Genomic DNA, 24,317 nt, shown 5'->3' with positions numbered 1-24,317 from the left:
CCTGTCGGCTGGGCAATCGGATATCGGGATCCAATCTATGCCCGCCGCGATCTTTCGCGATTGACCTGACGCAATGTTTCGTCGGAATGGCCGGGTCCCCGGCCGAGGTATACCGTTTCCGATATCGATGATAGGAATATTTCATTCTTAAAAATATGAAATCATCGTGATCCAACCCTAGAATATTCAGCAGTTCTTCTCGCGAAAAGATCTCTACGAAAATCCCCCCAGGAGACCGCATTGAAATACCATCATCACGGATACGTTTCGCACGATCCGCGCATCCAGGCGCCGGCCGGCGCCGGGATCGATCGCCCGGAAGAATTGCCCGACCGCGTGGACGTCCTGATCGTCGGCGCGGGACCCGCCGGCATGATCACGGCGGCCCAGCTGTCCCAGTTTCCCGATATCGTCACGCGCATCGTCGATCGCCGGACCGGGCGCCTGGAAGTCGGCCTGGCCGACGGCCTGCAGCCGCGCAGCATCGAAACGTTCGAGGCGTTCGGCTTCGCGCAGCGGCTGATCGACGAGGCCTGCCAGGTCACGGAAACCGTATTCTGGAAACCGGATCCGCAAAATCCGGCGGACATCGTCCGGGTGTCCCGCGTTGCCGAGGATCCGCACGACGTCAGCGAATATCCTCACCTGACCGTCAACCAGGCCCGGGTGCTGGATTATTTCGCCGAGTTCATGGCCAACGCGCCCACGCGCATGAAGCCCGATTACGGCTACGAGTTCCAGGGCCTGACGGTGGCCGGCGAGGGCGACTATCCCGTGACCGTGAGGCTGGTCCGCGCCGGCGGCGGGCCCGGCCGGGAGCGCATCGTCCGGGCCCGCTACGTCGTGGGCGCCGACGGCGGGCGCAGCGGCGTGCGCAAGGCGATCGGGCTGGCGCTGCGCGGCGTGTCGTCCAATCACGCCTGGGGCGTCATGGACCTGCTGGCCGACACGGATTTTCCGGACGTCCGCACCAAGTGCGCGATCCAGTCGGAAGCCGGCAACATCCTGCTGATTCCCCGCGAGGGCGGCTTCCTGTTCCGCCTGTACGTCGATCTGGGCGAGGTGCCCGCGGACGACGCGGGCGCCATCCGCGAAATGCCGCTCGAGCGGATCGTCGCCCGGGCGCAGCGGATCTTCCATCCTTATCGGCTGGACGTGCGCGAGGTGGCCTGGCACAGCGTGTACGAAGTCGGCCATCGCCTGTGCGACCATTTCGACGACGTTCCCCAGGCCGATGCCGGGCGCCGCGCGCCGCGCGTATTCATCGCCGGAGACGCCGGCCACACCCACAGCGCCAAGGCGGGGCAGGGCATGAACGCCTCGATGCAGGACGGGTTCAATCTGGGCTGGAAGCTCGGGCACGTCCTGGAGGGCCGCAGTCCCGCCGACCTGCTGTCGACCTATTCGGCCGAGCGCCAGAAGATCGGCCGGGATCTCATCGACCAGGACCTGCGCTGGGCCACGCAGATGGCCAAATCGGCGGAGGCCTTCGCCAGCCACGCCGAGTTCGAGCAGGCCTACCTGCGGATCACCGAATTCGCCCAGGGCTTCATGACCCGGTACGAACCTTCCATGATCACCGCGGCGGCCACGCACCAATCCCTGGCCGCGGGCTACCCGATCGGCAAGCGCTTCCGGTCCGCCGAGGTCATGCGGGTCGCGGACGTCAACCGGCAGCACCTGGGGCACGAGGCGAAGGCGGATGGCCGCTGGCGCGTCTACGTGTTCGCCGACGCGGCCCGCGCGGGCGAGGACTCGCCCCTGGCCGAACTGGGCCGCTGGCTGGACGAATCGCCCGAATCCCCCATCCGGGGGTATACGCCGGCCGGCCGGGACGAGAACGCCTGGTTCGACCTCAAGGTGATCTACCAGCAGGACTACACCGCCGTCGACATCGGCCGGGTGCCCAGGGCGTTCCTGCCGCGCGTGGGAACCCATGGCCTGACCGACCTGGAAAACGTCTACGCGTCGCTGGCGGACCAGGACATTTTCCGGCTGCGCGGCATCGACCGGCAGGGCGCCATCGTGATCGTGCGCCCGGACCAGTACGTGGCCAACGTCCTGCCGCTGACGGCCACGGACGAACTGGCCGGATTCGTCCGGACCTTCGCCAGCCGGCAGCAATGAACATCGTCACACAAAGGAGAGAGACAATGAAACTGCGCACAATCCTGGGCGTCGCGGTCCTGTCCATCGGCGGGGCGGCGCTGGCGCTGCCCGCCCAGGCCAAGGACCTGAAGATCGGCCTGGTCCTGTCGGTGTCGGGTCCGTATTCGGACTACGGCAAGCAGATCCAGAACGGCATCGAGACCTTCATGGCCCAGCACGGCGACACGGTGGCTGGACGCAAGGTCCGGCTGATCGTCAAGGACGACACCGGCATCGCCCCGGCGGTGGCCAAGCGCCAGGCGCAGGAACTGCTGATCAAGGACAAGGTCGACATCCTGGCCGGGTTCGACCTGACGCCCAACGCGTTCTCGGTCGCGCCGCTGGCCACCGAGGCCAAGGTGCCCATGATCGTGATGAACGCGGCCACGTCCTCGATCACGGAAAAGTCGCCCTACATCGCGCGCGTGTCGATGACCCTGCCGCAGAGTTCCTGGGCCATCGCCCAGTGGGCCGTGAAGAACGACATCAAGTCGGCCTACATCCTGGTGGCGGACTACGGCCCCGGGCATGACGCCCAGGCGCAGTTCAAGAAGACCTTCACCGAACTGGGCGGCAAGGTGGTGGGCGAGGTGCGCACGCCGGTCAGTACGCCCGATTACGCGCCGTTCCTGCAGCGCGTGAAGGAAACCCGGCCCGACGCGCTCTTCTTCTTCGTGCCGCCGGGCAGCTCGATGGTGGCGCTGGCCAAGAACTTCCGTGAAATGGGGCTGGACAAGCTGGGCATCAAGGAAATGGGGCCGGGCGACATGACCGACGAAAACTCCCTGGCCGCGCTGGGCGACAACGCGCTGGGCATGATCACCGCCTTCCATTATTCGGATGCGCACGATTCGCCGGAAAACAAGGCGTTCGTCGGTGCCTACACCAAGGCCCATCCGCAGGACCGCGCCAACTTCATGTCGGTGGGCGGCTACGACGGCATGCAGCTCATCTACAAGGTGCTCGAGAAGACCGGCGGCGACGCGGGCGGCGATGCCTTCATGGCGGCCGCCCGGGGCATGGCATGGGAAAGCCCGCGCGGCCCCGTGCGGATCGATCCCGAAACCCGCGATATCATCCAGAATGAATACATCCGCAAACTGGAGCGGGTCGACGGCGAGCTGCGGAATATCGAGTTCGCGACCTTCGAGGCCGTGAAGGATCCGGGCAAGCAGCGCTGATCCCGGTTCGTTCCCCGCCGCCGATGCGCTCCTTCATCCGGGAGCCCGACATGGGTAGCGATTGGACCGACCGCATCCGCCTGCGCAATCTCAGGTTCCTGCTCAGCCTAGCCCAGACGCGTAATCTGAGCCACTCGGCGGCCGCGCTGCACACCACGCAGCCCGGCCTGTCGAAATGGCTCAAGGACCTGGAAAGCGACGTGGGCCTGACGCTGTTCGAGCGCCACGCCCGTGGATTGACGCCCACGGTCCACGGCCAGGCGCTGATCGCGCACGCCCGCCGCATCGAGGCCCAGCTCGACCGGGCGGCGGCCGACATGAACATCCTGCGGGAGGGCGGGGCGGGGCATGTGGCCCTGGGGGCCTCGGGCGTGGCGGCGACCGAGGCCGGCCCGCTCGCCGTGCTGGAAATGGCCGCGCGCATGCCCAGCCTGCGCATCGACCTGGTCGAAGGCACCATGGACCTGCTGCTGAACCAGTTGAGCCAGGGCGACCTGGACATCGTCATCGGGCGGACGATGGAGGACGATCCGGGCCTGGCGAGCTTCGAGGCCGAGTTCCTGTACACCGAGCCGGTCGACCTGGCCGTGCGCCGCGACCATCCCCTGGTCGGCCGCGCCAGCATCGGCTGGGACGACGTGCGGCAGTACCGCTGGGTCGTCTGGCCCAAGGGGTCGCCGATCCGCAAGGGGCTGGAGACCGCGCTGGCCGAGGCGGGGTTGAGCCTGCCGCCCAACTACATCGAGTCCAACTCGGTCATCGCCAACATCGCGCTGCTGCGCAACAGCGATGCGATCGGCGTCGCCTCGCACCGTTCGGCGAGCGCGCTGGCGGACATGAACCTGCTGAGCATCCTGCCCCTGCGGCTGCAGTGCTTCGGGTCGGTGTCGATGTACTGGCGCCGGAACGAATACCACCCGCGGTCGGTGGAACTGGCGCTGGACTGCATCCGCCACGTGCTGCGCGCGCCCGGCGCGGTTCAGTGATTTCCCTTATATTCTCACTGGATAAGAATACGAGACAAGAAATTATCAAAAAATATTTATGATGGGCTTCATCCCGTGCGGGACAGGGGGGCCGGCCAAGGATCCGCCTCGTGCCGCCACGGTTTCGCCGCCAGCCATTTCCTTCGCGAGGGCCCATCCGCATGCAAGAAGATCACGCCGTGGCCAAAGGCAGCGCAGAGCGGGTCCTGCACGTCCTGGCGACGCTGGCCCGGCTCGGACGCGGCGCCACGATCGCCGAATTGATGGACCTGACGGGCCTGGCGCAAAGCACGCTGTACCGCCAGCTGTCCCTGCTGCGGCGCTGGGGCTTCGTGATCGGACGGGACAACGAATTCTCGCCCGGACCGATGTGCGTGCCCCTGGCCTGGGGATTCGACCAGTCCTCGTTCCTCACGCTCGAATCACACGAAAGAATGGAAGCCCTGTCGAACCTCAGCGGGGAGTCGATCGGGCTGCTCATGGCCGTCAAGCACCAGATCGTCTGTCTCGACATGGTGGAAAGCCGGCATCCGCTGCGCTGCTCCTTCGTCAAGGGACGGATGCTGCCGTTGTGCAAGGGCGCCTCGGCCAAGGCGCTGCTGGCGTTCATGCACGTCGAGCAGCGGCGCGCCGTGCTGGATCAATTGCAGCGCGACCAGTTGCTCGACGATGCCGCGCGGGCCGACCTGGAACACCAGCTGGAGCGGATCCGCGCCCAGGGATACGCGGTCACCAACGGCGAAGTCGACGCCGGCGTCTGGGGGGCGAGCGCGCCCCTGTTCCAGCATGACGGCCATGCCGCCGTGGCCGTCATCACCCTGATGGCGCCTTCGCTGCGGGCGCAAGGACAGGAAGAACGATTCATCGAGATGACCGTGCGCGGGGCGGCGCACATTTCATCGCGGCTGCAGAGCCTTTGACCCGAGACAAGCCCACACACCGAGGAGACTCCCCATGAAACTTTCCCAGACCTTCCGAATCACCCTGCTGGCCCTGGCGCTGGGCGGCGCGTCCGCCGCCAGCCAGGCGGCGTCCGACACCATCCGCGTGGTGACCGACCCGACGTTCCCGCCCATGGAAATGACCGTGGACGGCAAGCGGACGGGCTTCGACATCGAGCTGACCGAGGCCCTGGCCCAGGCCATGGGCAAGAAGATCGCCTGGACCGACATCGACTTCAAGGGGCTCATCCCCGCGGTGCTGTCCGGCCGGGCCGACGCCGCCATGTCGGCGATCTACATCACGGACGCGCGCAAGCAGGCCGTGGACTTCACGGATCCCTACTACGCCGGCGGGCTCGTGGTGCTGACCAAGAGCGGCGGCCCGATCAAGACGCTGAAGGACCTGGACGGCCGGCGCGTCACGGTGCAGGTCGGCACCAAGTCCGTGAACTACATGCAGCAGCACTATCCCAAGGTGCAGCGGGTCGAGGTGGAGAAGAACCAGGAAATGTTCAACCTGGTGGACATCGGCCGCGCGGACGCGGCGGTGACCGGCAAGCCGGCCGCCAAGCTGTTCGCGCAGCAGAATCCCGGCTTCACGGTGCTGGACGAGCAGATCACGACGGAGGAATACGGCATCGCCGTGAGCAAGAACGAGCCCGGACTGACCAAGGACCTGAACCAGGCGCTCAAGACCATCCAGGCCAACGGCGTGTACCAGCGCCTGGTCGACAAGTGGTTCGAGGGGAAGAAATGAATCTCGACTTCACGCCCGCGCTCGCCGGCTGGGAAGACCTGCTGCGCGGCACCTGGGTGACGGTGGAGGTCACCGTGTGCGCGCTGCTGCTTTCCTGCTGCCTGGGCCTGCTGATCGGCATCGGCCGCCTGAACCCCCGGCGCAGGATCGTCTACAAGGCATGCAGCGTCTACCTGTCCTGCTTCCGCGGCACGCCGCTGCTGGTGCAGCTCTTCATCTGGTTCTTCGGGCTGCCCCGTTTCGGCATCCTGCTGCCGGCCTTCGTCTGCGGGGTGCTGGGCATGGGCATGTATTCGGCCTCCTACGTCTCTGAAGTCGTGCGCGGCGCGATCCAGTCCGTGGACAAGGGGCAGATGGAAGCGGCCCGGTCCCTGGGGATGTCCTCGGCCCAGGCCATGGCCAAGATCATTCTGCCGCAGGCGGTCGTGCGCATGATCCCGCCGCTGGGCAACGAGTTCATCGCCCTGATCAAGAATTCGGCGCTGGTTTCCCTGGTCACCATCCACGACGTCATGCACGAGGGCCAGAAGATCATCAGCGTGTCCTACCGCTCGCTGGAGGTCTATCTCGTGATCGCGCTGATCTACTGGATCCTCACCAGCGCCACATCGAAAATCCTGCGCCGCGTCGAGCTGCGCCTGCAGGCCGGAGGCATGGTGCAATGAGTACGTCCGACGTCATGATCAGGATTCGCGATCTCCACAAGTCGTATGGCGACAATGCGGTCCTGAAAGGAGTCGACCTGGAGGTCGACCGGTCCCAGGTGGTGGTCGTCATCGGCCCCAGCGGCTCGGGCAAGAGCACCTTGCTGCGCTGCTGCAACGGCCTGGAGGTCGCCGAGCGGGGCACGATCGAACTCTGCGGCGAGCGCCTGCTCGACGAGGGCGCGCTGATGCCCGAAAAGGCCCTGAACCACCTGCGCACCCGCGTGGGTATGGTGTTCCAGTCCTTCAACCTGTTCCCGCACCTGACCGTGCTGGAGAACGTCACCATCGGCCCGCGCACCCTGCGGGGCGCTTCGGCCGCGCAGGCCGACGAAAAAGGGCTGGCGCTGCTGACCAAGGTCGGGCTCGAATCCAAGGCCCGGGCCATGCCCAACAGCCTGTCGGGCGGGCAGAAGCAGCGGGTGGCCATCGCCCGGGCGCTGGCCATGGAGCCGGAGGTCATGCTGTTCGACGAGCCCACCTCGGCGCTGGACCCGGAACTGGTCGGCGAGGTCCTGCAGGTGATGAAGCTGCTGGCCAAGGAAGGCATGACGATGATGGTCGTCACCCATGAAATGGGCTTCGCCCGGGAGATGGCCGACACCGTGGTCGTCATGGACTACGGCCGGGTCATCGAGGCGGACCGCCCGGATGTCATCTTCCAGCAGCCCAGGCACGAGCGCACCCGCTCGTTCCTGCAGGCGGTACTCAGCAAGGGCCCCATGGAGGCGGGCGCATCATGAGCGATACATTCTGGACCGGGCGCGACGACGCGTCCGAAAGCGGGGACACCCGCCGGCTGCACCAGATCGTGCGCACCGGGCCGGACGGCTGCGGGGCGGGGGACGCCGTCCTGCTGGGCTTCGCCAGCGACGCGGGCGTGCGGCGCAACCACGGCCGTCCGGGCGCCGCGAAAGGGCCCGGGGCGATCCGGCGCATGCTGGCGAACCTGCCCGCGCACGACCTGGAACGTTTCTGGGACGCGGGCGACGTGGCCTGCGAGGGCGACGCGCTGGAAGAGGCCCAGCGGGCGCTGGCGCGCAAGGTCGCCGCCGCGCTGGACGCGGGCGCGCGTCCCGTCACGCTCGGCGGCGGGCACGAGGTCGCCTGGGCCAGCTTCCAGGGGCTGGCCGCCCATCTGGAAGGAGAGGGCGGGGCGCCGCCGCGCATCCTGGTCCTCAACCTGGACGCGCATTTCGATCTGCGTACCAGCCGGCCGGGGTCGTCGGGGACTCCTTTCGACCAGATCCTGGAATACGGCCGCGACCACGGGCTGCCCATCCGCTACGCGTGCCTTGGCGTGTCGCCCGTGGGCAATACCCGCGGGCTGTACGATCATGCCCGGGCACTGGACGTCTTTCACGTCGAAGACATGGACATGCAGGAGCGCCACCTGCCCGAACGCCTGCGGCAGATCGGCGGCCTGCTGGCCGAGGCCGACCTGGTCTACCTGACGATCGACCTGGACGTGCTGCCCGCCGGCGTGGCGCCCGGCGTGTCGGCGCCCGCCGCCCTGGGCGTGCCCCTGAGCGTCGTGGAGGCCTGCGTGCTGGCGGTCAAGAAGAGCGGCAAATTGCACCTGGCCGACATCGCGGAGATGAACCCGGACCACGACGTCGATCACCACACGGCCCGCGCCGCCGCCCGGCTGGCCTGGCATCTGCTGAGGCCCTAGCGGATCCGGGGGGAAGTTCCGTCATGTCGATGTCCCCCGGCGGATCGGCCGCGACTTGGCTGCGCTTCATCCGCGCCGCCGAGCCGCGCGAGAGTCCCTGGAAGAACGGCGGCGGCGTCACGCGCGAGATCGCGGTCCATCCCGCCGGAGCGGAGATGGACGATTTCCTGTGGCGCGTCAGCGCCGCCGACGTCGCGGCGCCCGGGCCGTTCTCGCACTGGGAGGGCGTCGACCGCGTGCTGCTCGTCACCCGGGGCGGCCCGATCCGCCTGATCCAGGAGCGCACGGAACGCGCCATCATCCTGCCGGCCGGCCAGGGCTTCCGCTTCGCCGGCGAGGAGCCTTACCGCTGCGAACTGCCCGCCGGTCCCGTGCGGGATTTCAACCTGATGCTGCGGCGCACGAAGGCGCAGGGCCACGCGCAGGCGTTCCACGGCGCGCTCGCCCGGCGCCTCGCCCCGGGACATTGGCTGTGGCACGGCTGGCGCGGAGCCTACGAGGTGGACGTGTCCGGCGGCCGCCTGAGCCGCGGCGTGCTGGAAGCCGGCGACACGCTGCATCTTTGCGTGGCGGCGGGCGACCGCCCGATCCTGAGGTTGACGCCGAAATCCCGCGACGCCTGCCTGATCGCCGCGCGGATCGAGACCGCTTGAATTGCCGGCGCGAACGGCAAAAAGTCAGCCGGGTTTCCCGTTATTCCGCGGGTACGGCGCTCCGCCTTCATTCTCCCAGCGCTTCGCGCAATCGCAGTCCTGGAGCGGCTCGCCGCATTGCGGGCAGAGCGGTTGCGATTTTTCTGGGTGTTCGTGGCTCTTCCGTGCGGGATCGGGCCGGATGTCTTTCTCCGTCATGGCGTTTGCCTCCGGTATCAGTGAGGGACGCGCGTCATCGGCGCCGCGCGTAGCGGGTGGCGGCAAACCGTGTTCCGATCAGGCAAAGCACGGTAACCGGCCACAGGAAAATCGTGAGCAGATAGACCAGCGGGTAGCCGATGAACCCGTCGGCCCATCGATGGTCGATATCGATGAAGAAAATAATGTAGGCCAGCATGATCACGGCTCCGATGATGACCCAGGTCAGGATGAACGACATGCGTTACTCCTTTATTTGCCGAAGCGCTTACGGATAGTGTGCTCCGACCGGCGGGGCAAATCCATCCAGATTGAGTTCCGAGTGTGGATTTCTTTGACTTTACATAATATACATTATGCGAATTATAGGGAGGGTCAGGAAGAGACCGGGCGGCCTGAGTCCGGTCCCGCCGATTCCGTCGAAACCCTGTCGGCCTGCCGGCCCCGGCGACCCGTTCGGCGGCCAGGAAAGAGCCCGCTGTTCTTCGAGCGCCGGCGCCGTCGATCACGGTAAGATGCCACTGTTTTTCCTCCAACGGTTCCACGCATGAATCCATCCACCTTGATCGGCATCGTCGCCAGCATCCTGATGCTGGCCATCGTCCTGTTCCTGTCGGCCGAGGATCCGGGACTGTTCGTCGACTGGCCGGGCCTGGGCATCGTGCTGATCGGGACGGCGGCGGCGACCTTCATCGCCTATCCCTTGCGCGAGGTCATGCGCATCTTCGGCCTGATCCGCAGCGTCGTGCACCACGAGCCCCTGGACGTCGATAAGGATCTGGAGGATCTGGTCGAGATCGCTCGCATCTGGATGCAGAGCGACATCCATGCCGTCGAGCAGGCGCTGGAACGGGTGTCCAGCCCCTTTCTGCGCAACGGCGTGCAGTTCGTGATCGACAACGTGCCCGAGCAGGACATCCTGGACCTGCTGCAATGGCGCGTCGCCCGCATGAAGGCCAAGGAACACGCCGAGGCCCAGTTGTTCCGCGTCATGGCGGGCTTCGCGCCGGCCTTCGGCATGGTGGGCACCCTGGTGGGCCTGGTCAACCTGCTGTTCCTGCTGGGCGACGGCGACATCACGGCCATCGGCCGGCAGATGGCGCTGGCCCTGATGACGACCTTCTATGGCGTGCTGCTGGCCAACCTGGTGTTCAAGCCCGTGGCGGTCAAGCTGGAACGCCGCACCGAGCAGCGCCTGATCCTGATGAATACCCTGATGCAGGGCATCGCCATGATGAGCCAGAAGCGCAGCCCGGCCCTGATGCGGGAAACGCTGAAGGCCTTCATCGCGGAAATCCGCGATGAGATCCGCGACCAGAAACCCGTCGCCGCGCCCAGGAACAAGGAGCCGGAGCCCTCATGAGGCGCGGACCCGCCGAACCGAACCCGGCCCAGGCCATCGCCCAGCGCATGCGGGCGATGGAGGCCGAGCTGCATCAGGCCCGGCAGGCCTTGCGACGCGACCGCAAGCGCGCGAGCGTGTCCGACCGCTGGGGTCTGGAACAGCCGGCGACGGACTCGGCACAGGAAGACATCTGGTTCATCACCTACCTGGACATGATGACCCTGCTGCTGGTCGCCATGATCGTGATGCTGGCGTTTTCGGGGGCCATCGGCAAGCGGGACGGCGCGCCGGGTCCGGCCGTCCGGGCGGATGCGCCGCCGGCCGCGGCGCTGGCGCCGATTCCCGCTCCGGAGGACATCGCCCCCTATTCCGCGGAGGACGCCGCGCTCGCCTTCGCCCCGCCGCCCCCGGCCGGGCCCGAACATTCGCCGCTGTACGGGACTTTCCCGGACTTCGAGCCCGAGACGCCGCCGGCCCCCTTCGCGGCGGCCGCTGTGGCGCCCCGCCCGGACGAAGCCGTGGCGGCCGCCGCCACGACCACGCCGGAAGGCATCGACGGGGCCGTGGCGCTGGCGCAGATCCCGCCGCCGGAGGACATCGCCCCCTATTCCGCGGAGGACGCCGCGCGCGCGTTCGCCTCTCCTCCCCCGCCCGCGGGCGCGGACGGGGCGGACGGAAATCCATCGGCCGCGCCCACCGCTGCGCCGGCCCCCGACCAGGAGGCGCCGTCCGAAGGCGCCGCCCTGGCGGCGTCCCTGCCGCTGGGCGAGCTGGGCCATGACGTCGAAGTGATCGTCAACCGGCGCTCCATCAGCTTCCGCATCAACAGCGAGATCCTGTTCGGCACAGGCCAGGCGGATCTCAGCCGGGAAGGCTTGTCGGTACTGCGGCGCATGGCCAGGGTGCTGTCCGACGCCGGCTACGACATCACGGTCGAGGGGCACACGGATTCCGTGCCGGTGCGCAGCAACGCCCGCTATCCGTCGAACTGGGAGCTGTCCAGCGCCCGGGCGGGCAGCGTGGTGCGCTACCTGCAGGCCAACGGCATCGCCAAGGAACACCTGAAGGCCGTGGGCTATGCCGATTCCCGGCCGATCGCCGACAACCGGTCGCCGGACGGGCGGTCGCGCAACCGCCGGGTGGAACTGGTGGTGGAAAAGCCGCACGAGGACCGGGACAAGGCCGCGCGGTCCGATTCCAGGCCCGGCGCGGAAACCGCTGCCGCGCCGGAATCATCCGCCAGGCCCTGAGGCGCCCCGGCCCGGCCGCCGGCGCCCGTGCTCCGCGCCGGCCTCAGTCGCGCGAGAACGGCCTGCCGTCGAAATCGAGCGTGACCAGATTGCCGTCCATCGCCCCCATGCCGGGGGAATTCAGGGGCATGCCGGGCGCCGCCACGCCGCGCGTGTCCTTCGAGGCCAGCAGCTTGCGCACGGCCGAGGCCGGCACGTGGCCTTCGACGATCTGGCCGCTCGATTCCAGGCGCGCCGTGTGGCAGGACGCCAGTTCCATCGGCACGCCCAGCCGGGCCTTGACCGCCGCCATGTCGGACGAAGGCACCTCGCGCACGTCGAAGCCTTCGGCGCGCATGTGCTCGGCCCAGCCGTGGCAGCAGCCGCAATTCGGATCCTGGTAGACGGTGACGGCCTCGCCCGCCTGGGCGTGGACGGACAGGGAAGCCCCCAGGGCGGCGGCCAGCAGGCCGGCGGCGAAGAAACGTTTCATGCGTACCTCAGGTATTGAGCCATGATCCGCCGGGACTGGCGGGCCATGGGTTGGAGCGTGAAAAACCCGTTTGGTTCAGTCGCGCCCGATCGCGCCGGCTCAGATCTGCTCGAACCGTTCGTAGTGGCGTTCCGTCGGGGTTTCCGTGTGCGATACGCCGGCCACCCGGGCGGCGGGCGGCCCCTGGAGCAGCCAGGACAGCATGCGGTCGACGGCGGCGCGTTCGCCCTGGATCAGCGCTTCGACCCGGCCATCGGGCAGATTGCGCACCCAGCCGCCGAGTCCGAGCTGATGCGCCTGGCGGACGGTGGCGGCGCGAAAGCCGACGCCCTGCACGCGGCCTTCGACGAAGACGGACAGGGTTTCGAGGTCGTGATGTTCAGGCAGGGATTTCATACGGTCGTGAATCGGAAAGCAATCGGGGGTTCAGCCGAGACTTCTTTCCGCTCGGCTGGCTCAGAGGACACCAAGGGATTGCTTGATCATTAAACTGTAACCGAAACGGGCCGTAAAAAGGTTCCCGGAGGGATGTTTCCTGAAGGCGCTTCCGCTCTTTCGCATCCATCCGTGCGGCCAGCCGCGAACCGGCACCGATCCATCACCTGGACTTCGATCATATGGGCATTCGTTCCTTATCCATCCGGGCCAAGCTGGTCCTGGCTTCCGCGGCCACCGTCGCCGTGGCCATGGGCCTGCTGGCCGCCGCCAATCTGTACTCCGCCCAGACCGCCGTCAGGGAGCTCGTCGCAGCCCAGACGGAAAGCCTGATCAACAGCAATGCCCGGGAAATCGAAAGCTGGGCGCGGGACAAGGTCGCGATCCTGTCCTCGGTCCGGCCGGTGGCGCTGACGGACGCGCCCGAGCCGTTCCTGCTGCAGGCGCTGCATTCCGGGCGCTTCATGGCCACCTACATCGGCTCGGCCGACAAGAAGATGAAGTTCGGCCAGGTGCTCAAGCTGCCGGACGACTACGACCCCACCACCCGCCCCTGGTATACCCTGGCGGCGCAGGCCGGCAAGCCCATCCTGACCGCGCCCTATCTCGACGCCGCGTCCAACGGACTGGTGGTCAGCGTCTCGGTTCCCGTGCAGGAAAACGGCAAGACCCGCGCCGTCATCGCGGCCGACATCGGCCTGGACGACATCGTCGCCAGCACGCGCGCGCTGCGCCCCACCGAGCACAGCTTCGCCTACCTGGTCTCCGGCGACGGCAAGATCATCGCCCACCCGGACGCGAACCTGTCCCTGAAGCCGGCGACCGAGGTCTTCGCCGGCTACGACATCCCCAGGCTCCAGGGCCTGGCGGACCAGCCCGGCGCGCTCGTGGAGGCTGAAAACGCCGCCGGACGGTACTGGCTCAGCGCGCACCGCATCCAGGGCACCGACTGGATGCTGGCGATCGCCCTGGACCAGGGCGACATCCTGGCGGGCGTGCGCCAGATGCGCCTGCAGGCCATCCTGACCGGCGTCGTCATGATCGCGCTGGCGGCGCTCGCCCTGGCCCTCCTGACCCGCGCCCTGCTGCGCCGCCTGGGCAAGCTGAAGGACGCCCTGCAGAACATCGCCTCCGGCGAAGGCGACCTGACCCAGCGCCTCGACCAGGACGGCCATGACGAGCTGGCCCTGGTGGGGGCTTCGTTCAACCAGTTCGTCGACAAGATCGCCGGCACCCTGCGCAGCATCCGCCAGACCACGGATTCCGTGCACCTGGCCTCGGACGAGATCGCCGCCGGCAACACCGACTTGGCGCGCCGCACAGAAGGCGCCGCCGCCAGCCTTCAGGAAACGTCCAGCTCCATGGAGGAACTGTCCAGCACGGTGAAGCAGACCGCCGATTCGGGCAATGCCGCCGTGCAGCTGGCCGAAAGCGCCCGCGCCGCCGCGCGCGAGGGCGGCGAGCTGATGCACCGCGTGGTCGAGACCATGCAGGGCATGAACGAGAACGCCGCCCGGATCGGCGACATCATCGGCGTGATCGACAGCATCGCCTTCCAGACCAACATCCTGGCCCTGAACGCGGCGGTGGAAGCCGCCCGCGCCGGCGAGCACGGCGCTGGCTTCGCCGTGGTGGCGTCCGAAGTCCGGTCGCTCGCCCAGCGCAGCGCCCAGTCGGCGCGCGAGATCAAGGCCCTGATCGACACCAATGTGTCGCAGGTCGCGCATGGCGGCGAGCAGGTCCGCCAGGCGGGTACCGCCATGGACAAGATCGTGTCCGAGGTCCAGCGCGTCACGGACATCATCAGCGAGATCAAGGTCGCCACCAGCGAGCAGAGCCTGGGCATCAGCCAGATCGAGATTGCCGTGCAGCAGCTCGACGGCATGACGCAGCAGAATGCCGCGCTGGTCCAGGAATCGGCCGCCGCCGCCGACAGCCTGCGCGACCAGGCGCGGATCCTGGCCCAGGCTGTGGCCGGCTTCAAGCTCGATGACGGCCCCGGGGCCGGCCCGGCCGCCCTGCCCGCTCCGCGCGATTGATACCCATGAGAGCCATCCGGTTTTTTGTCGAGGGAGTCATAAAGACATAGCCCATCGGTCGTTCTCCCTGCGGGGGCCGGCTCCTAGAATGATCGCATTGTGCCGCAGGGCGCCCCGCCCCAGGCTCCATCCGATCCATTCGAGGCCCTCATGAGCAACGCATCCATCCGCAAACACACCGTGGTGATCGTCGGCGCCGGCACAGGCGGGACCACCGTCGCCGCCCAGCTCCGGCGCCAGGAGCCCGGCCTGGACATCGCCGTCATCGATCCGTCCAGCAACCACGACTACCAGCCCGCCTGGACCCTGGTGGGCGGCGGCGCCTACAAGGCCGAGGACACCCGCCGGTCCCTGCACGACTGCCTGCCCGACGGCGTGCGCCACATCGCGCAGCGCGTGACTTCCCTGCTGCCCGACGAACGCCAGGTGGAACTGGACGACGGCAGCCGCGTGGCCTACGACTACCTGGTGGTGGCCGCCGGCATCCAGATCAACTGGAACGCCATCGACGGCCTGGCCGACGCCCTGGGCAAGAACGGCGTGACCAGCAACTACCGCTACGATCTCGCTCCCTACACCTGGGAACTGGTGCGCCAATTCCAGGGCGGCACGGCGGTCTTCACCCAGCCGGCCGGCGCGGTGAAATGCCCGGGCGCCCCGCAGAAGGCCTTGTACCTGGCGGCCGACCATTTCCGCCGCCGGGGCGTGAAGGTCGACAGCCTGCAATTCCGTTCGGCCGGCGCCTCGGTCTTCGGCGTGCCCTTCTACGCCCAGGCGCTGGACAAGGTCATGGCGTCCTACGACGCCCGGCCGCACTACGGCCAGAACCTGGTCCAGGTGCGCGGCGAGGAAAGGATAGCCGTCTTCGAATCGGTGGTGGACGGCGAGAAAGTGCGCGAGGAAGTCGCCTATGACCTGCTGCACGTCGTGCCGCCGCAAGGTGCGCCCGATTTCATCCGCAGCAGCCCGCTGGCCGACGCCAACGGCTGGCTGGAAGTGGACAAGAACACGCTGCGCCACACGCGCTATCCCAATGTGTTCGGCCTGGGCGACTGCACGTCCACGCCCAACAGCAAGACGGCCGCCGCCATCAAGAGCCAGGCTCCCGTGCTGACGCTGAATTTGCTGAGCGTCCTGCGCGGCGCCGGCAACGTCGAAAGCTACGACGGCTACGCCGCCTGCCCGCTGACGACCTCGCGCGGCAAGGTCCTGCTGGCCGAATTCACCTACGGTGGCACGATCACGCCCAGCTTTCCGTTCGATCCGCGCATTCCGCGCCGCTTCTATTGGTGGCTCAAGCGCAGCTTCATGCCCTGGTTCTATTGGAACATCCTGCTCAAGGGCCGCGGCCTGCCGGTGACGCACCGCACGCGCCGTTTCCCGGCCGGCGTGCCCTCGGTCCAGCCCTGACGCATGCCCGGAACGAGCCCCGGCCCGCGCATGCGGCGGCCCGGGGCTCGCTCATTCATCGATCCGGCTCATGGGCCGGTCGCCCTACCCCCGGACCAGCAGCACGGACAGGGACGTCGGCTCGATGATGGTGGTGCCCGTGAAGGGCCGGTCGAACGAGGCGATCAAATAGAGGGTGGCGCCGAAGCCCAGGGAAAACAGCGCCAGGGATAGGGCCAGCGGCCGGCGATGGCCGATGTGCAGTTCGCTCAGCACGCAGGCGGCGACGAACAGCAGTACCAGCACCGCGGCCCACTTCGTCGTCATCACCCGGCCGTGCGAGACCAGCAGGCGCTGGTTGCGGGCGTTCTCGATGTCCGTCGCGTAGCGCCGCAGTGCCTCGGCGGCGCGTTGCAGGCCGACCCGGTCTGCTCCGGCCTCGATCCGCACCGCGGCGACCATCAGGGCTTCCAGTTGGTCCTCGGCGACCTGGCTGGCCCGGCCTTCGCCCATCAGGGGCCATTCGATCTCGATGACTTCGCGGATGTAATCGTCGAGCACGCCCGTGACCTGCTCGCGCATGTCGGCCGGCAGGAACTTGGCGACGCGCAGCGTGTCGGCCACGGCGATGGCTTCCTGTTCCACGGCGGTGCGGCCCTTGGCGTCCTGCTGCCAGATGTCCGACGCCACGAAGGCGATGACGATGCCCGTGGGCAGCAGGATGCCCGAAAGCATGGTGTTGACCATGTTGGGGGCCGCGCCGGGCGGCCAGAGGCGGCGCAGGGCGCCCATCAGGATCAAGGCGGAAGCCGACAAGCCCCCCACCAGCAGCACGCAGACGGCGAACATGGCCCATTCGGGCAGATCGTACATGAAGTCGAACACGGCGAGGCCCTCTCCGGGTGTTGGCGGGTATCGGCCCGCCGGGATCATGATGGGCGGACGTCAGGGATGGATCAGAGGATTTCCCGGATCGTTTCGAAAGGCCGGCACAGGCGCGCGCCCTTGTCCGTGACGACGAAGGGCCGGTTCAGCAGGACGGGGTGCCGCTCGACGGCGTCGAGCAGCTGTTCGTCGGTCAGCGAGGGGTCCGCCAGCCCGAGGGTCTCGTAGGCGGATTCCTTGGCGCGCAGGGCCTCGCGCACGGTCAGGCCCGCCGCCCGGATCAGCTCGCGCAGTTCGTCGCGCGGCGGCAGGGCCCGCAGGTATTCGATCACTTCGACGGGCCGGCCCGTGGCCTGGACCGCTTCCAGCGCCTTGCGCGACGTGCTGCAGCGCGGGTTGTGGTAGATTCTGATCATGCGGATCCCCGGGGTGGAAAGCCCCCATTATCCACGATCCCGCCGCTCCGAATAACCCGTCCGGCCGGCGATCCCGAACGCCGCGCGCCACCCAGCCCACGAAGCCCATGCCGATGTCCTCGCCGTCCGAAATCCCTTCGCCGTCCTCTCCCCGCCCCGCCCTGCCGATCGCGGCCCTGGCGCTGGTCCTGGCGCTGGCCGGCTGCGCCAGCGGCCCCCGGGACGACCTCAGCCTGGTGCCGGCCCAATTGGACCAGCAGACCAGCCAGGAAGGCCTGTTCACGCAGCCAGTGAAATGGTCGCGCGAACGTCCGGGCTGCCGGGGCGAATGCCCGAAGCTCACGGTCGATTCCCTGGCCTTCCCGGGACATCCCCGCCTGACCGAACTGGTCGACCACGCCCTGGCCGCCATGACCTGGGTCGACGCGCAAAGCGCGGCGCCCTACGACACCCTGGACGGTTTCGAGGCCTACTACTGGAAGACCGCCGGGTCGCGCGACGAGGTCCGGTTGACGGCGCGGACGCGCTATCGCAACGAACGCCTGACCGTGGTCGAACTGGACGCGGGTCAGTACCGGACCGGCATGGCCCACGGCATGACCGGTTCGCAGCTGCTGAACTGGGACAATGCGGCGGAAAAGGCCCTGACGATCGACAACCTGCTCGCGCCGGGCGCCCGCCCCGCCTTCGACGCGGCGCTGCGCGCCGAGCATGCGCGCTGGCTGGACCAGCATGCCGACGCCATCGACAACCGGGACAATTTCAACCGCATGTGGCCCTTCGCCCCCAGCGACAACGTGGGGCTGACCGACCTGGGCGTGCTGGTCAAGTACCAGCCCTACGAGATCGCGCCCTATGCCTGGGGGCAGCCGGAACTGCTGATTCCCTACGACCGCCTGCGGGGCATCCTGCGCCCGCAATTCCTGCCGCCGCAGTCCTAGCCGGGACCGGCGGGCCCCGCGCCGCCGGGCCGCATACGCACATACGCATATAGCAGCGCCGCATAATGCGCGGCGTTCATATCGTTGGACAAAACGATTCGTTCTGTCCCGGGAAGGAACTCTTTAACCTGATGCCTCGATCCCCCGCATCACGAGGTTCCTTTCCATGCGACTCCGATTCCTGCTTCCCCTGGCCGCCGCCCTGGGCCTGGCGAGCGCCGCGCACGCGGCCGACGTCACGCTGCTGAACGTGTCCTACGATCCCACGCGGGAACTGTACCAGGCCTACAACCAGGCCTTCGCCCGGTACTGGCAGGACAAGACCGGCGACCACGTCACGATCCGCCAGTCGCATGGCGGCTCGGGCAAGCAGGCGCGCTCGGTGATCGACGGCCTGCAGGCCGACGTGGTGACCCTGGCGCTGGCGCCGGACATCGACGCCATCGCCGACCGCGGCGCGATCCGCAAGGACTGGCAGCGGCAGCTGCCCCAGAACAGTTCGCCCTACACCTCCACCATCGTCTTCCTGGTGCGCAAGGGCAACCCCAAGGGCATCCACGACTGGGGCGACCTGATCAAGCCGGGCGTGCAGGTCATCACCCCCAATCCCAAGACTTCCGGCGGCGCGCGCTGGAACTATCTGGCGGCCTGGGGCTATGCCCTGCGCCAGCCTGGCGGCGACGAAGCCAAGGCGCGCGAGTTCGTGGGCAAGCTCTACCGCCAGGTGCCGGTGCTGGACTCGGGCGCGCGGGGCTCCACCACGACCTTCGTCGAGCGCGGCATCGGCGACGTGCTGCTCGCCTGGGAAAACGAGGCCTTCCTCGCCATCGAGGAACTGGGCCCCGGCAAGGTGGACATCGTCGTGCCCTCGGTCAGCATCCTGGCCGAGCCGCCCGTGGCGGTGGTGGACAAGGTCGTCGATGCCCGCGGCACGCGCGACGTGGCCCGGGCCTACCTGGACTACCTGTATTCCGAGGCCGGCCAGGAGATCGCGGCGAAGAACCACTATCGCCCTACCCTGAAGGAGGTCGCCGAGCGGCACGCGAAACAGTTCCCCCGGCTGTCGCTGTTCACTATCACCGACGTGGCGCCGAGCTGGACCGAAGCGCAGAAGACGCACTTCGCGGACGGCGGCGTGTTCGACCAGATCTACCAGCCGAACGCGCAATAAGGCGGCAGAGCCATGTCCTTCACGACGCTCGCGCCGCATGCCTCCGCCCCCGCGCCTCGGGTCCTGCCCGGCCGCAACCTGACCCTGGGCCTGACGCTGACCTATCTGTGCCTGGTGGTCCTGCTGCCCCTGTCGGCCGCATTCCTGACGGCCTCGACCCTGAGCTGGGAGGCCTTCTGGAAGGCGGTCACCGCGCCCCGGGTGCTGGCTTCGTACCGCCTGAGCTTCGGCGCCGCGCTGCTGGCGGCCGCCGTGAACGCGGTGTTCGGCGGCATCGTCGCCTGGGTCCTGGCGCGCTACCGGTTTCCCGGCAAGCGGCTGGTCGACGCCCTGGTGGACCTGCCCTTCGCCCTGCCCACGGCCGTGGCCGGGATCGCCCTGACCGCGCTGTACGCGCCCAACGGCTGGCTTGGGGGACTGCTGGCGCCGCTGGGGATCCAGGTGGCCTTCAAGCCGCTGGGCGTGGTGGTGGCGCTGGTCTTCATCGGCCTGCCCTTCGTGGTGCGCACCGTCCAGCCGGTGCTGGAGGACATGGCCCCTGAATACGAGGAAGCCGCCAGCAGCCTGGGGGCCTCGCGCGCGCAGGTCTTCGTCCGCGTGGTGTTCCCCGCGATCCTGCCGGCCCTGCTGACGGGCTTCGCCCTGGCCTTCGCGCGCGCGGCCGGCGAATACGGTTCGGTGATCTTCATCGCCGGCAACATGCCGATGGTCTCGGAAATCGCGCCCCTGTTGATCGTCACCAAGCTGGAGCAGTACGACTACGCGGGCGCCACGGCCATCGCCGTGGTGATGCTGGGGATTTCCTTCCTGCTGCTGCTGGCCATCAACCTGCTGCAGGCCTGGGTGCGGCGGCGCTCGACCGGCCGGACCGATTAGCGTGAACAGGCCCCAGGCACCCGCGCGCATGAATCCAGGCACGCATCCACCCGCATGAACTTTCCGATCCCATGACCTCCATCGTTCTCGATTCCCTTCCCCCGGCCGACGCCGCCGCGCGGCCGGCCGCCGAAGGCCGGCTCGTCCGCCTGGCGCTGATGGGAACGGCGTTCGCCTTCCTGTTCCTGTTCCTCTTCATTCCGCTGGCGGCGGTCTTCCACGAAGCCCTGGGCAAGGGCTGGGAAGCCTGCGTGACCGCGGTCACCGAGCCCGACGCCCGGGCGGCCATCCGCCTGACGCTGATCGCGGCCGGGATCGCGGTGCCGCTGAACCTGGTGTTCGGGATCTGCGCCGCCTGGGCCGTCACCCGCTTCGAGTTCCGGGGCAAGAACCTGCTCATCACCCTGATCGACCTGCCCTTCTCCGTATCCCCCGTGATCGCCGGCCTGATCTATGTGCTGATGTTCGGCGCCCAGGGCTGGTTCGGCCCCTGGCTGCAGGCGCACGGCATCCAGATCCTGTTCGCCGTGCCGGGCATCGTGCTGGCCACGGTCTTCGTCACCGTGCCCTTCGTGGCGCGCGAGCTGATTCCGCTGATGCAGTCGCAGGGCTACGAGGAGGAAGAGGCCGCCATCGTGCTGGGCGCCTCGGGCTGGCGCGTCTTCTGGCACGTCACGCTGCCCAACATCCGCTGGGGGCTGTTCTACGGCGTGATCCTGTGCAACGCGCGCGCCATGGGGGAATTCGGCGCGGTGTCGGTGGTGTCCGGCCACATCCGCGGCCTGACCAACACCCTGCCGCTGCACGTGGAAATCCTCTACAACGAATACAACTTCGCGGCCGCCTTCTCGGTGGCCTCGCTGCTGGCGCTGCTGGCGTTGTTGACGCTGGCCCTGAAATCCCTGGCGGAATGGCACCTGCGCGCCCAGGCCGCCCGCATCGCATCGGAGCAATCCTCATGAGCATCGAAGTCCGCCACATCCACAAGCGGTTCGGCACGTTCACGGCGCTGGACGACGTGTCCCTGGCCTTTCCGGACGGCCGCCTGACCGCGCTGCTGGGCCCGTCGGGCTGCGGCAAGACCACGCTGCTGCGCATCATCGCCGGCCTGGAGCATCCGGACGGGGGACAGGTCCTGCTGGAGGGCCAGGACGCGTCCCATACGCACGTCCGCCAGCGCCAGGTCGGCTTCGTGTTCCAGCACTACGCGCTCTTCAAGCACATGACGGTGTTCGAGAACGTCGCCTTCGGCCTGCGCGTCAAGCCGCGCGCGCAGCGGCCGGACGAGCGCCGGATCCGCGAGAAGGTCATGGGGCTGCTGGAGCTGGTGCAGCTGGACTGGCTGGCCGACCGCCGGCCGGCGGCCCTGTCCGGCGGCCAGCGCCAGCGCATCGCCCTGGCCCGCGCCCTGGCGGTGGAGCCGCGCGTACTGCTGCTGGACGAGCCTTTCGGCGCGCTGGACGCCAAGGTCCGCAAGGAACTGCGGCGCTGGCTGCGCCGCCTGCACGACGAGCTGCACATGACCAGCCTGTTCGTCACGCACGACCAGGAAGAGGCCCTGGAAGTCGCCGACGAGATCGTCATCATGAACAAGGGCCGGGTCGAGCAGCGAGGCGCGCCGCAGGCGGTCTATGATGCGCCCGAGACCGCTTTCGTCTACGGCTTCCTGGGGCACGTGAACCTGTTCCACGGCCGGGTGCGCGACGGGCGGCTGCACACGGGCGGCGCGGCCCTGGACATGCCGGGCCTGGAGGGCGCGGCCGACGCGCCGGGAACGGCCTATGTCCGGCCGCACGACATCCAGATCGAGCCGCTGCCGGCGGCGGAACCGCCGCCCGCCGGACACGGCCTGCTGGTGAACCTGCAGCGGGCGCATGCCTTCGGGCCGCTGGCGCAGCTGGAACTGCGCCGCGAGGACACCCAGGAGATCATCGAGGTGGTGATGCCGAGCCTGGAATTCGATCGGATCCGGGCGCAGGGCCACCGGCGCTTCATCGCCCGGCTCCGCCAAGCGCGGGTGTTCCTGAACTAGTGCCTCGTCCGCGGGACACCGGCGCTCCCGGGCTTCCGGCCGGGGGCGCCGCGCCGCCGGACCGGGGATGCGCGCCGCCCGGCGCCGCCGGGCTCATCGGCCCTGCGGCGTGTCTTCGAAGCGGCCCAGGTCGAAGTAGCGCGAGAACGAGGATTCGTCTCCCGCGTCCGTCTTGGCGTCCGGCGCCGGCGACGCGGCGGCCGGTCCCGTGGGCGCGGGCGCCTGCGCGGCCCCCGCCCTTCCGGCCGCGGCCGGAGCGGCGGCTCCGCCCCGCCGGCTCTGCGCCTTGCGGGCGGCGGCATCGTCCAGGGCGTCGGCCAGGGCCTGGTGGTTGCGCTTGCGCGCCCAGTCCGCCGCGGTTTCATGGGCGGCGTTGAACATGGTCGGATCGGCGCCTCGCGCCAGCAGCAGGCGGACGATTTCCGGCTTGCCGGACAGGGCCGCCATCATCAGCGGCGTGGTCCCGTCCGGACCGGGCGCATTGACGATGGCCCCGTGCTCGATCAGCATGCGGGCCGTATCGACCTGCGCCTTGGACGCGGCATAGTGCAGCGGCGTCCACCCCAGGCGGTTGACCTGGGCGCCCGCGGCGATGAGCGCCCGGGCCCGGTCGGTCTGGCCCAGGATGCACAGGTACATCAGCGCCGTCTCGTCCCGGGCGTTGGGCTCGTCGATCCGCACGTCGGGCGCCGCGCGCAGGGCGTCGAACACCTTCCAGGACTGGTCCCGCACCGCCTGGGTCAACGCGGGGTTGCCCAGGGCGTTGAGCGCGTTGGGGTCGGTGTAGCGCAGCAGCATGCCCTGGACGGCGGACACGTCGTCGCGGCGGATGGCCGACCACCAGTCGGCCGTCGGCGCCTGCTGGGCGCAGGCCGCGGGCGGCAGGCCGGCCCCCAGGGCCAGGACCAGCGCCAGGGCCGGGATCGGGCCGTGCGGCAGGCGGCGCCGCACGCCGGATCGAACGGGAGTGGACAGGGACATGGCGGAAGACCTCCGTCGGCTGGGATGAAGACAGGCGGCCCGGGCGGCGGGCCGGGGTTCAGGCGGGCGCGGCGGCCTTGTCGAACAGCCGCCAGTAGTTCTCGGCGCTCGCCTGCTCGATGGCGGCGACGGGCACGCCGCGCAGTTCGGCGATCTTTTCGGCCACGTGGATCACCCGGGATGGATCGTTCAGCTTGCCCCGGTACGGCACTGGCGCCAGGTAGGGGGAATCGGTCTCGATCAGCAGGCGGTCCAGGGGCACCTTGCGGGCGACGTCCTGGATCTGGGCGGCGTTCTTGAAGGTCACGATGCCGGACAGGGAAATGTAGAACCCCAGGTCCAGGGCCGCCTGCGCGACTTCCCAGGACTCGGTGAAGCAGTGCATGACCCCGGCCGGCGCGCGTTCCTCGCGCATCAGGCGCAGAGTGTCCCCGGCGGCGGCGCGGGTGTGGATGATCAGCGGCAGCCCGGTTTCGTGCGCCGCGCGGATGTGGGTGCGGAAGCGTTCGCGCTGCCATTCCAGCGGTTCGCCCTGGCGGTAGTAATCGAGCCCGGTCTCGCCGATGGCGACGACCCGGGGATGGGCGGCGCGGCTCGTCAGGTCGTCCAGGGTCGGCTCGACGCCGTCGTCGTCCTCGGGATCGTTGTCCGGATGCACGCCCACGGAGGCCCGCAGGAAGGGATGTTGCTCCACCAGCGCCATCAGGCCGGGCCAGTCGCGCAGGTTGACGCTGACGACCAGGGCATGGCCCACGCCGGCCGTCCGCATGCGCTCCAGCACGTCCGGCAGCTGGGCCCTCAGGTCGGGAAAATTCAGGTGACAGTGGGAATCGATGTACATG

Annotated in this window: 25 protein-coding genes; 18 read left to right on the top strand and 7 right to left on the bottom strand. The window is 68.6% G+C overall.

Annotation, left to right across the window (positions count from 1 at the left end; all coding sequences use genetic code 11):
• Positions 1–240 precede the first annotated feature (240 nt).
• The 9 genes from ACFO27_RS14740 (at position 241) to ACFO27_RS14700 (ending at position 9,045) form a co-directional block, all read left to right on the top strand.
• The gene (locus tag ACFO27_RS14740) at positions 241–2,127 is read left to right on the top strand and encodes an FAD-dependent monooxygenase (RefSeq protein WP_376818003.1); all 1,887 of its coding nucleotides are present in this window, start codon (positions 241–243) and stop codon (positions 2,125–2,127) included.
• Between the two features lie 26 nt (positions 2,128–2,153).
• Positions 2,154–3,329, top strand: coding sequence for an ABC transporter substrate-binding protein (locus ACFO27_RS14735; RefSeq protein ID WP_376818002.1), 1,176 nt, complete (start codon positions 2,154–2,156; stop codon positions 3,327–3,329).
• Positions 3,330–3,379: 50 nt separating this feature from the next.
• Positions 3,380–4,315 (top strand): LysR family transcriptional regulator, encoded by a 936-nt coding sequence (locus ACFO27_RS14730; protein ID WP_376818001.1) that lies wholly within the window; start codon positions 3,380–3,382, stop codon positions 4,313–4,315.
• Between the two features lie 161 nt (positions 4,316–4,476).
• Complete coding sequence (locus ACFO27_RS14725) at positions 4,477–5,235, top strand: IclR family transcriptional regulator (protein ID WP_376818000.1); 759 nt, start codon at positions 4,477–4,479, stop codon at positions 5,233–5,235.
• Between the two features lie 34 nt (positions 5,236–5,269).
• Complete coding sequence (locus tag ACFO27_RS14720; RefSeq protein ID WP_376817999.1) at positions 5,270–6,013, top strand: transporter substrate-binding domain-containing protein; 744 nt, start codon at positions 5,270–5,272, stop codon at positions 6,011–6,013.
• The gene (locus ACFO27_RS14715; RefSeq protein WP_043682593.1) at positions 6,010–6,678 is read left to right on the top strand and encodes an amino acid ABC transporter permease; all 669 of its coding nucleotides are present in this window, start codon (positions 6,010–6,012) and stop codon (positions 6,676–6,678) included. The genes ACFO27_RS14720 and ACFO27_RS14715 overlap by 4 nt, the downstream gene beginning before the upstream one ends.
• Positions 6,675–7,460, top strand: coding sequence for an amino acid ABC transporter ATP-binding protein (locus ACFO27_RS14710; protein WP_376817998.1), 786 nt, complete (start codon positions 6,675–6,677; stop codon positions 7,458–7,460). The genes ACFO27_RS14715 and ACFO27_RS14710 overlap by 4 nt, the downstream gene beginning before the upstream one ends.
• Positions 7,457–8,392: a formimidoylglutamase gene (hutG, locus tag ACFO27_RS14705; RefSeq protein ID WP_376817997.1), complete on the top strand. Its 936-nt coding sequence runs from the start codon at positions 7,457–7,459 to the stop codon at positions 8,390–8,392. The genes ACFO27_RS14710 and hutG overlap by 4 nt, the downstream gene beginning before the upstream one ends.
• 23 nt (positions 8,393–8,415) lie before the next feature.
• On the top strand, positions 8,416–9,045 hold the full coding sequence (locus ACFO27_RS14700) for a HutD/Ves family protein (RefSeq protein ID WP_376817996.1): 630 nt from the start codon (positions 8,416–8,418) through the stop codon (positions 9,043–9,045).
• 232 nt (positions 9,046–9,277) lie between these two features.
• Here the strand turns inward: ACFO27_RS14700 and ACFO27_RS14695 are convergent, their stop codons facing one another.
• Positions 9,278–9,484 (bottom strand): hypothetical protein, encoded by a 207-nt coding sequence (locus ACFO27_RS14695; protein WP_376817995.1) that lies wholly within the window; start codon positions 9,482–9,484, stop codon positions 9,278–9,280.
• Between the two features lie 306 nt (positions 9,485–9,790).
• Between ACFO27_RS14695 and ACFO27_RS14690 the strand changes: the two genes are divergently transcribed.
• Positions 9,791–10,606, top strand: coding sequence for a motility protein A (locus ACFO27_RS14690; protein WP_376817994.1), 816 nt, complete (start codon positions 9,791–9,793; stop codon positions 10,604–10,606).
• Positions 10,603–11,838, top strand: coding sequence for an OmpA family protein (locus ACFO27_RS14685; protein WP_376817993.1), 1,236 nt, complete (start codon positions 10,603–10,605; stop codon positions 11,836–11,838). Before ACFO27_RS14690 ends, ACFO27_RS14685 begins: the two co-directional genes overlap by 4 nt.
• Positions 11,839–11,881: 43 nt before the next feature.
• Here the strand turns inward: ACFO27_RS14685 and ACFO27_RS14680 are convergent, their stop codons facing one another.
• Together ACFO27_RS14680 and ACFO27_RS14675 are read right to left on the bottom strand one after the other, a co-directional pair.
• Entirely contained in the window at positions 11,882–12,310 is a 429-nt protein-coding gene (locus tag ACFO27_RS14680; RefSeq protein ID WP_376817992.1) for a DUF411 domain-containing protein, read from the bottom strand.
• 99 nt (positions 12,311–12,409) lie between these two features.
• On the bottom strand, positions 12,410–12,706 hold the full coding sequence (locus ACFO27_RS14675) for an acylphosphatase (protein WP_376817991.1): 297 nt from the start codon (positions 12,704–12,706) through the stop codon (positions 12,410–12,412).
• A 221-nt stretch (positions 12,707–12,927) separates the two neighbouring features.
• On the opposite strand from ACFO27_RS14675, the gene ACFO27_RS14670 reads away from it, so the two are divergent.
• Together ACFO27_RS14670 and ACFO27_RS14665 are read left to right on the top strand one after the other, a co-directional pair.
• A complete protein-coding gene (locus tag ACFO27_RS14670; protein ID WP_376817990.1) occupies positions 12,928–14,784 on the top strand; it encodes a methyl-accepting chemotaxis protein in 1,857 nt (618 codons plus the stop codon).
• A 150-nt stretch (positions 14,785–14,934) separates the two neighbouring features.
• Positions 14,935–16,194 (top strand): NAD(P)/FAD-dependent oxidoreductase, encoded by a 1,260-nt coding sequence (locus tag ACFO27_RS14665; protein ID WP_376817989.1) that lies wholly within the window; start codon positions 14,935–14,937, stop codon positions 16,192–16,194.
• An 84-nt stretch (positions 16,195–16,278) separates the two neighbouring features.
• On the opposite strand, the gene ACFO27_RS14660 is transcribed toward ACFO27_RS14665, so the two are convergent.
• A complete protein-coding gene (locus tag ACFO27_RS14660; RefSeq protein ID WP_376817988.1) occupies positions 16,279–17,058 on the bottom strand; it encodes a bestrophin-like domain in 780 nt (259 codons plus the stop codon).
• A gap of 71 nt (positions 17,059–17,129) precedes the next feature.
• Complete coding sequence (gene arsC, locus ACFO27_RS14655; RefSeq protein WP_376817987.1) at positions 17,130–17,474, bottom strand: arsenate reductase (glutaredoxin); 345 nt, start codon at positions 17,472–17,474, stop codon at positions 17,130–17,132.
• A gap of 107 nt (positions 17,475–17,581) precedes the next feature.
• Here arsC and ACFO27_RS14650 point away from each other — a divergent pair, with 107 nt between their 5' ends.
• The 5 genes from ACFO27_RS14650 to ACFO27_RS14630 all read left to right on the top strand — a co-directional run bounded on the left by ACFO27_RS14650 (position 17,582) and on the right by ACFO27_RS14630 (position 22,494).
• Entirely contained in the window at positions 17,582–18,415 is an 834-nt protein-coding gene (locus tag ACFO27_RS14650) for an RsiV family protein (protein WP_376817986.1), read from the top strand.
• Between the two features lie 166 nt (positions 18,416–18,581).
• Complete coding sequence (locus tag ACFO27_RS14645) at positions 18,582–19,586, top strand: sulfate ABC transporter substrate-binding protein (RefSeq protein WP_376817985.1); 1,005 nt, start codon at positions 18,582–18,584, stop codon at positions 19,584–19,586.
• 12 nt (positions 19,587–19,598) lie between these two features.
• Positions 19,599–20,462, top strand: a complete 864-nt coding sequence (gene cysT, locus ACFO27_RS14640; RefSeq protein WP_376817984.1) for a sulfate ABC transporter permease subunit CysT — start codon at positions 19,599–19,601, stop codon at positions 20,460–20,462.
• 71 nt (positions 20,463–20,533) lie between these two features.
• Positions 20,534–21,424 carry a sulfate ABC transporter permease subunit CysW gene (cysW, locus tag ACFO27_RS14635; RefSeq protein WP_376817983.1) on the top strand — a complete coding sequence of 297 codons (891 nt, stop codon included), beginning with the start codon at positions 20,534–20,536 and terminating at the stop codon, positions 21,422–21,424.
• A complete protein-coding gene (locus tag ACFO27_RS14630; RefSeq protein ID WP_376817982.1) occupies positions 21,421–22,494 on the top strand; it encodes a sulfate/molybdate ABC transporter ATP-binding protein in 1,074 nt (357 codons plus the stop codon). Before cysW ends, ACFO27_RS14630 begins: the two co-directional genes overlap by 4 nt.
• Positions 22,495–22,587: 93 nt before the next feature.
• Here ACFO27_RS14630 and ACFO27_RS14625 read toward each other — a convergent pair whose 3' ends face one another.
• The gene (locus tag ACFO27_RS14625) at positions 22,588–23,475 is read right to left on the bottom strand and encodes an ankyrin repeat domain-containing protein (RefSeq protein ID WP_376817981.1); all 888 of its coding nucleotides are present in this window, start codon (positions 23,473–23,475) and stop codon (positions 22,588–22,590) included.
• A 58-nt stretch (positions 23,476–23,533) separates the two neighbouring features.
• Entirely contained in the window at positions 23,534–24,316 is a 783-nt protein-coding gene (locus tag ACFO27_RS14620; protein ID WP_376817980.1) for a TatD family hydrolase, read from the bottom strand.
• Between the last annotated feature and the right edge of the window lies 1 nt (position 24,317).

Source organism: Castellaniella denitrificans, from assembly GCF_042653765.1.
In the GTDB taxonomy this organism is placed as follows: domain Bacteria; phylum Pseudomonadota; class Gammaproteobacteria; order Burkholderiales; family Burkholderiaceae_B; genus Castellaniella; species Castellaniella denitrificans.
Note: the sequence above shows the minus strand (reverse complement) of the source record. Positions and strands in the feature narration are given on the sequence as shown.

What these genes read in the sequence shown, in the direction of transcription:
- cysW (WP_376817983.1), top strand. Translation starts at nt 20,534, where the DNA reads ATGACCTCCATCGTTCTCGATTCCCTTCCCCCGGCCGACGCCGCCGCG.
- ACFO27_RS14690 (WP_376817994.1), top strand. Translation starts at nt 9,791, where the DNA reads ATGAATCCATCCACCTTGATCGGCATCGTCGCCAGCATCCTGATGCTG.
- ACFO27_RS14645 (WP_376817985.1), top strand. Translation starts at nt 18,582, where the DNA reads ATGCGACTCCGATTCCTGCTTCCCCTGGCCGCCGCCCTGGGCCTGGCG.
- arsC (WP_376817987.1), bottom strand. Translation starts at nt 17,474, where the DNA reads ATGATCAGAATCTACCACAACCCGCGCTGCAGCACGTCGCGCAAGGCG.
- ACFO27_RS14620 (WP_376817980.1), bottom strand. Translation starts at nt 24,316, where the DNA reads ATGTACATCGATTCCCACTGTCACCTGAATTTTCCCGACCTGAGGGCC.
- ACFO27_RS14625 (WP_376817981.1), bottom strand. Translation starts at nt 23,475, where the DNA reads ATGTCCCTGTCCACTCCCGTTCGATCCGGCGTGCGGCGCCGCCTGCCG.
- cysT (WP_376817984.1), top strand. Translation starts at nt 19,599, where the DNA reads ATGTCCTTCACGACGCTCGCGCCGCATGCCTCCGCCCCCGCGCCTCGG.
- ACFO27_RS14685 (WP_376817993.1), top strand. Translation starts at nt 10,603, where the DNA reads ATGAGGCGCGGACCCGCCGAACCGAACCCGGCCCAGGCCATCGCCCAG.
- ACFO27_RS14700 (WP_376817996.1), top strand. Translation starts at nt 8,416, where the DNA reads ATGTCGATGTCCCCCGGCGGATCGGCCGCGACTTGGCTGCGCTTCATC.
- ACFO27_RS14715 (WP_043682593.1), top strand. Translation starts at nt 6,010, where the DNA reads ATGAATCTCGACTTCACGCCCGCGCTCGCCGGCTGGGAAGACCTGCTG.
- ACFO27_RS14710 (WP_376817998.1), top strand. Translation starts at nt 6,675, where the DNA reads ATGAGTACGTCCGACGTCATGATCAGGATTCGCGATCTCCACAAGTCG.
- hutG (WP_376817997.1), top strand. Translation starts at nt 7,457, where the DNA reads ATGAGCGATACATTCTGGACCGGGCGCGACGACGCGTCCGAAAGCGGG.
- ACFO27_RS14720 (WP_376817999.1), top strand. Translation starts at nt 5,270, where the DNA reads ATGAAACTTTCCCAGACCTTCCGAATCACCCTGCTGGCCCTGGCGCTG.
- ACFO27_RS14675 (WP_376817991.1), bottom strand. Translation starts at nt 12,706, where the DNA reads ATGAAATCCCTGCCTGAACATCACGACCTCGAAACCCTGTCCGTCTTC.
- ACFO27_RS14665 (WP_376817989.1), top strand. Translation starts at nt 14,935, where the DNA reads ATGAGCAACGCATCCATCCGCAAACACACCGTGGTGATCGTCGGCGCC.
- ACFO27_RS14630 (WP_376817982.1), top strand. Translation starts at nt 21,421, where the DNA reads ATGAGCATCGAAGTCCGCCACATCCACAAGCGGTTCGGCACGTTCACG.
- ACFO27_RS14725 (WP_376818000.1), top strand. Translation starts at nt 4,477, where the DNA reads ATGCAAGAAGATCACGCCGTGGCCAAAGGCAGCGCAGAGCGGGTCCTG.
- ACFO27_RS14670 (WP_376817990.1), top strand. Translation starts at nt 12,928, where the DNA reads ATGGGCATTCGTTCCTTATCCATCCGGGCCAAGCTGGTCCTGGCTTCC.
- ACFO27_RS14735 (WP_376818002.1), top strand. Translation starts at nt 2,154, where the DNA reads ATGAAACTGCGCACAATCCTGGGCGTCGCGGTCCTGTCCATCGGCGGG.
- ACFO27_RS14730 (WP_376818001.1), top strand. Translation starts at nt 3,380, where the DNA reads ATGGGTAGCGATTGGACCGACCGCATCCGCCTGCGCAATCTCAGGTTC.
- ACFO27_RS14680 (WP_376817992.1), bottom strand. Translation starts at nt 12,310, where the DNA reads ATGAAACGTTTCTTCGCCGCCGGCCTGCTGGCCGCCGCCCTGGGGGCT.
- ACFO27_RS14650 (WP_376817986.1), top strand. Translation starts at nt 17,582, where the DNA reads ATGCCGATGTCCTCGCCGTCCGAAATCCCTTCGCCGTCCTCTCCCCGC.
- ACFO27_RS14695 (WP_376817995.1), bottom strand. Translation starts at nt 9,484, where the DNA reads ATGTCGTTCATCCTGACCTGGGTCATCATCGGAGCCGTGATCATGCTG.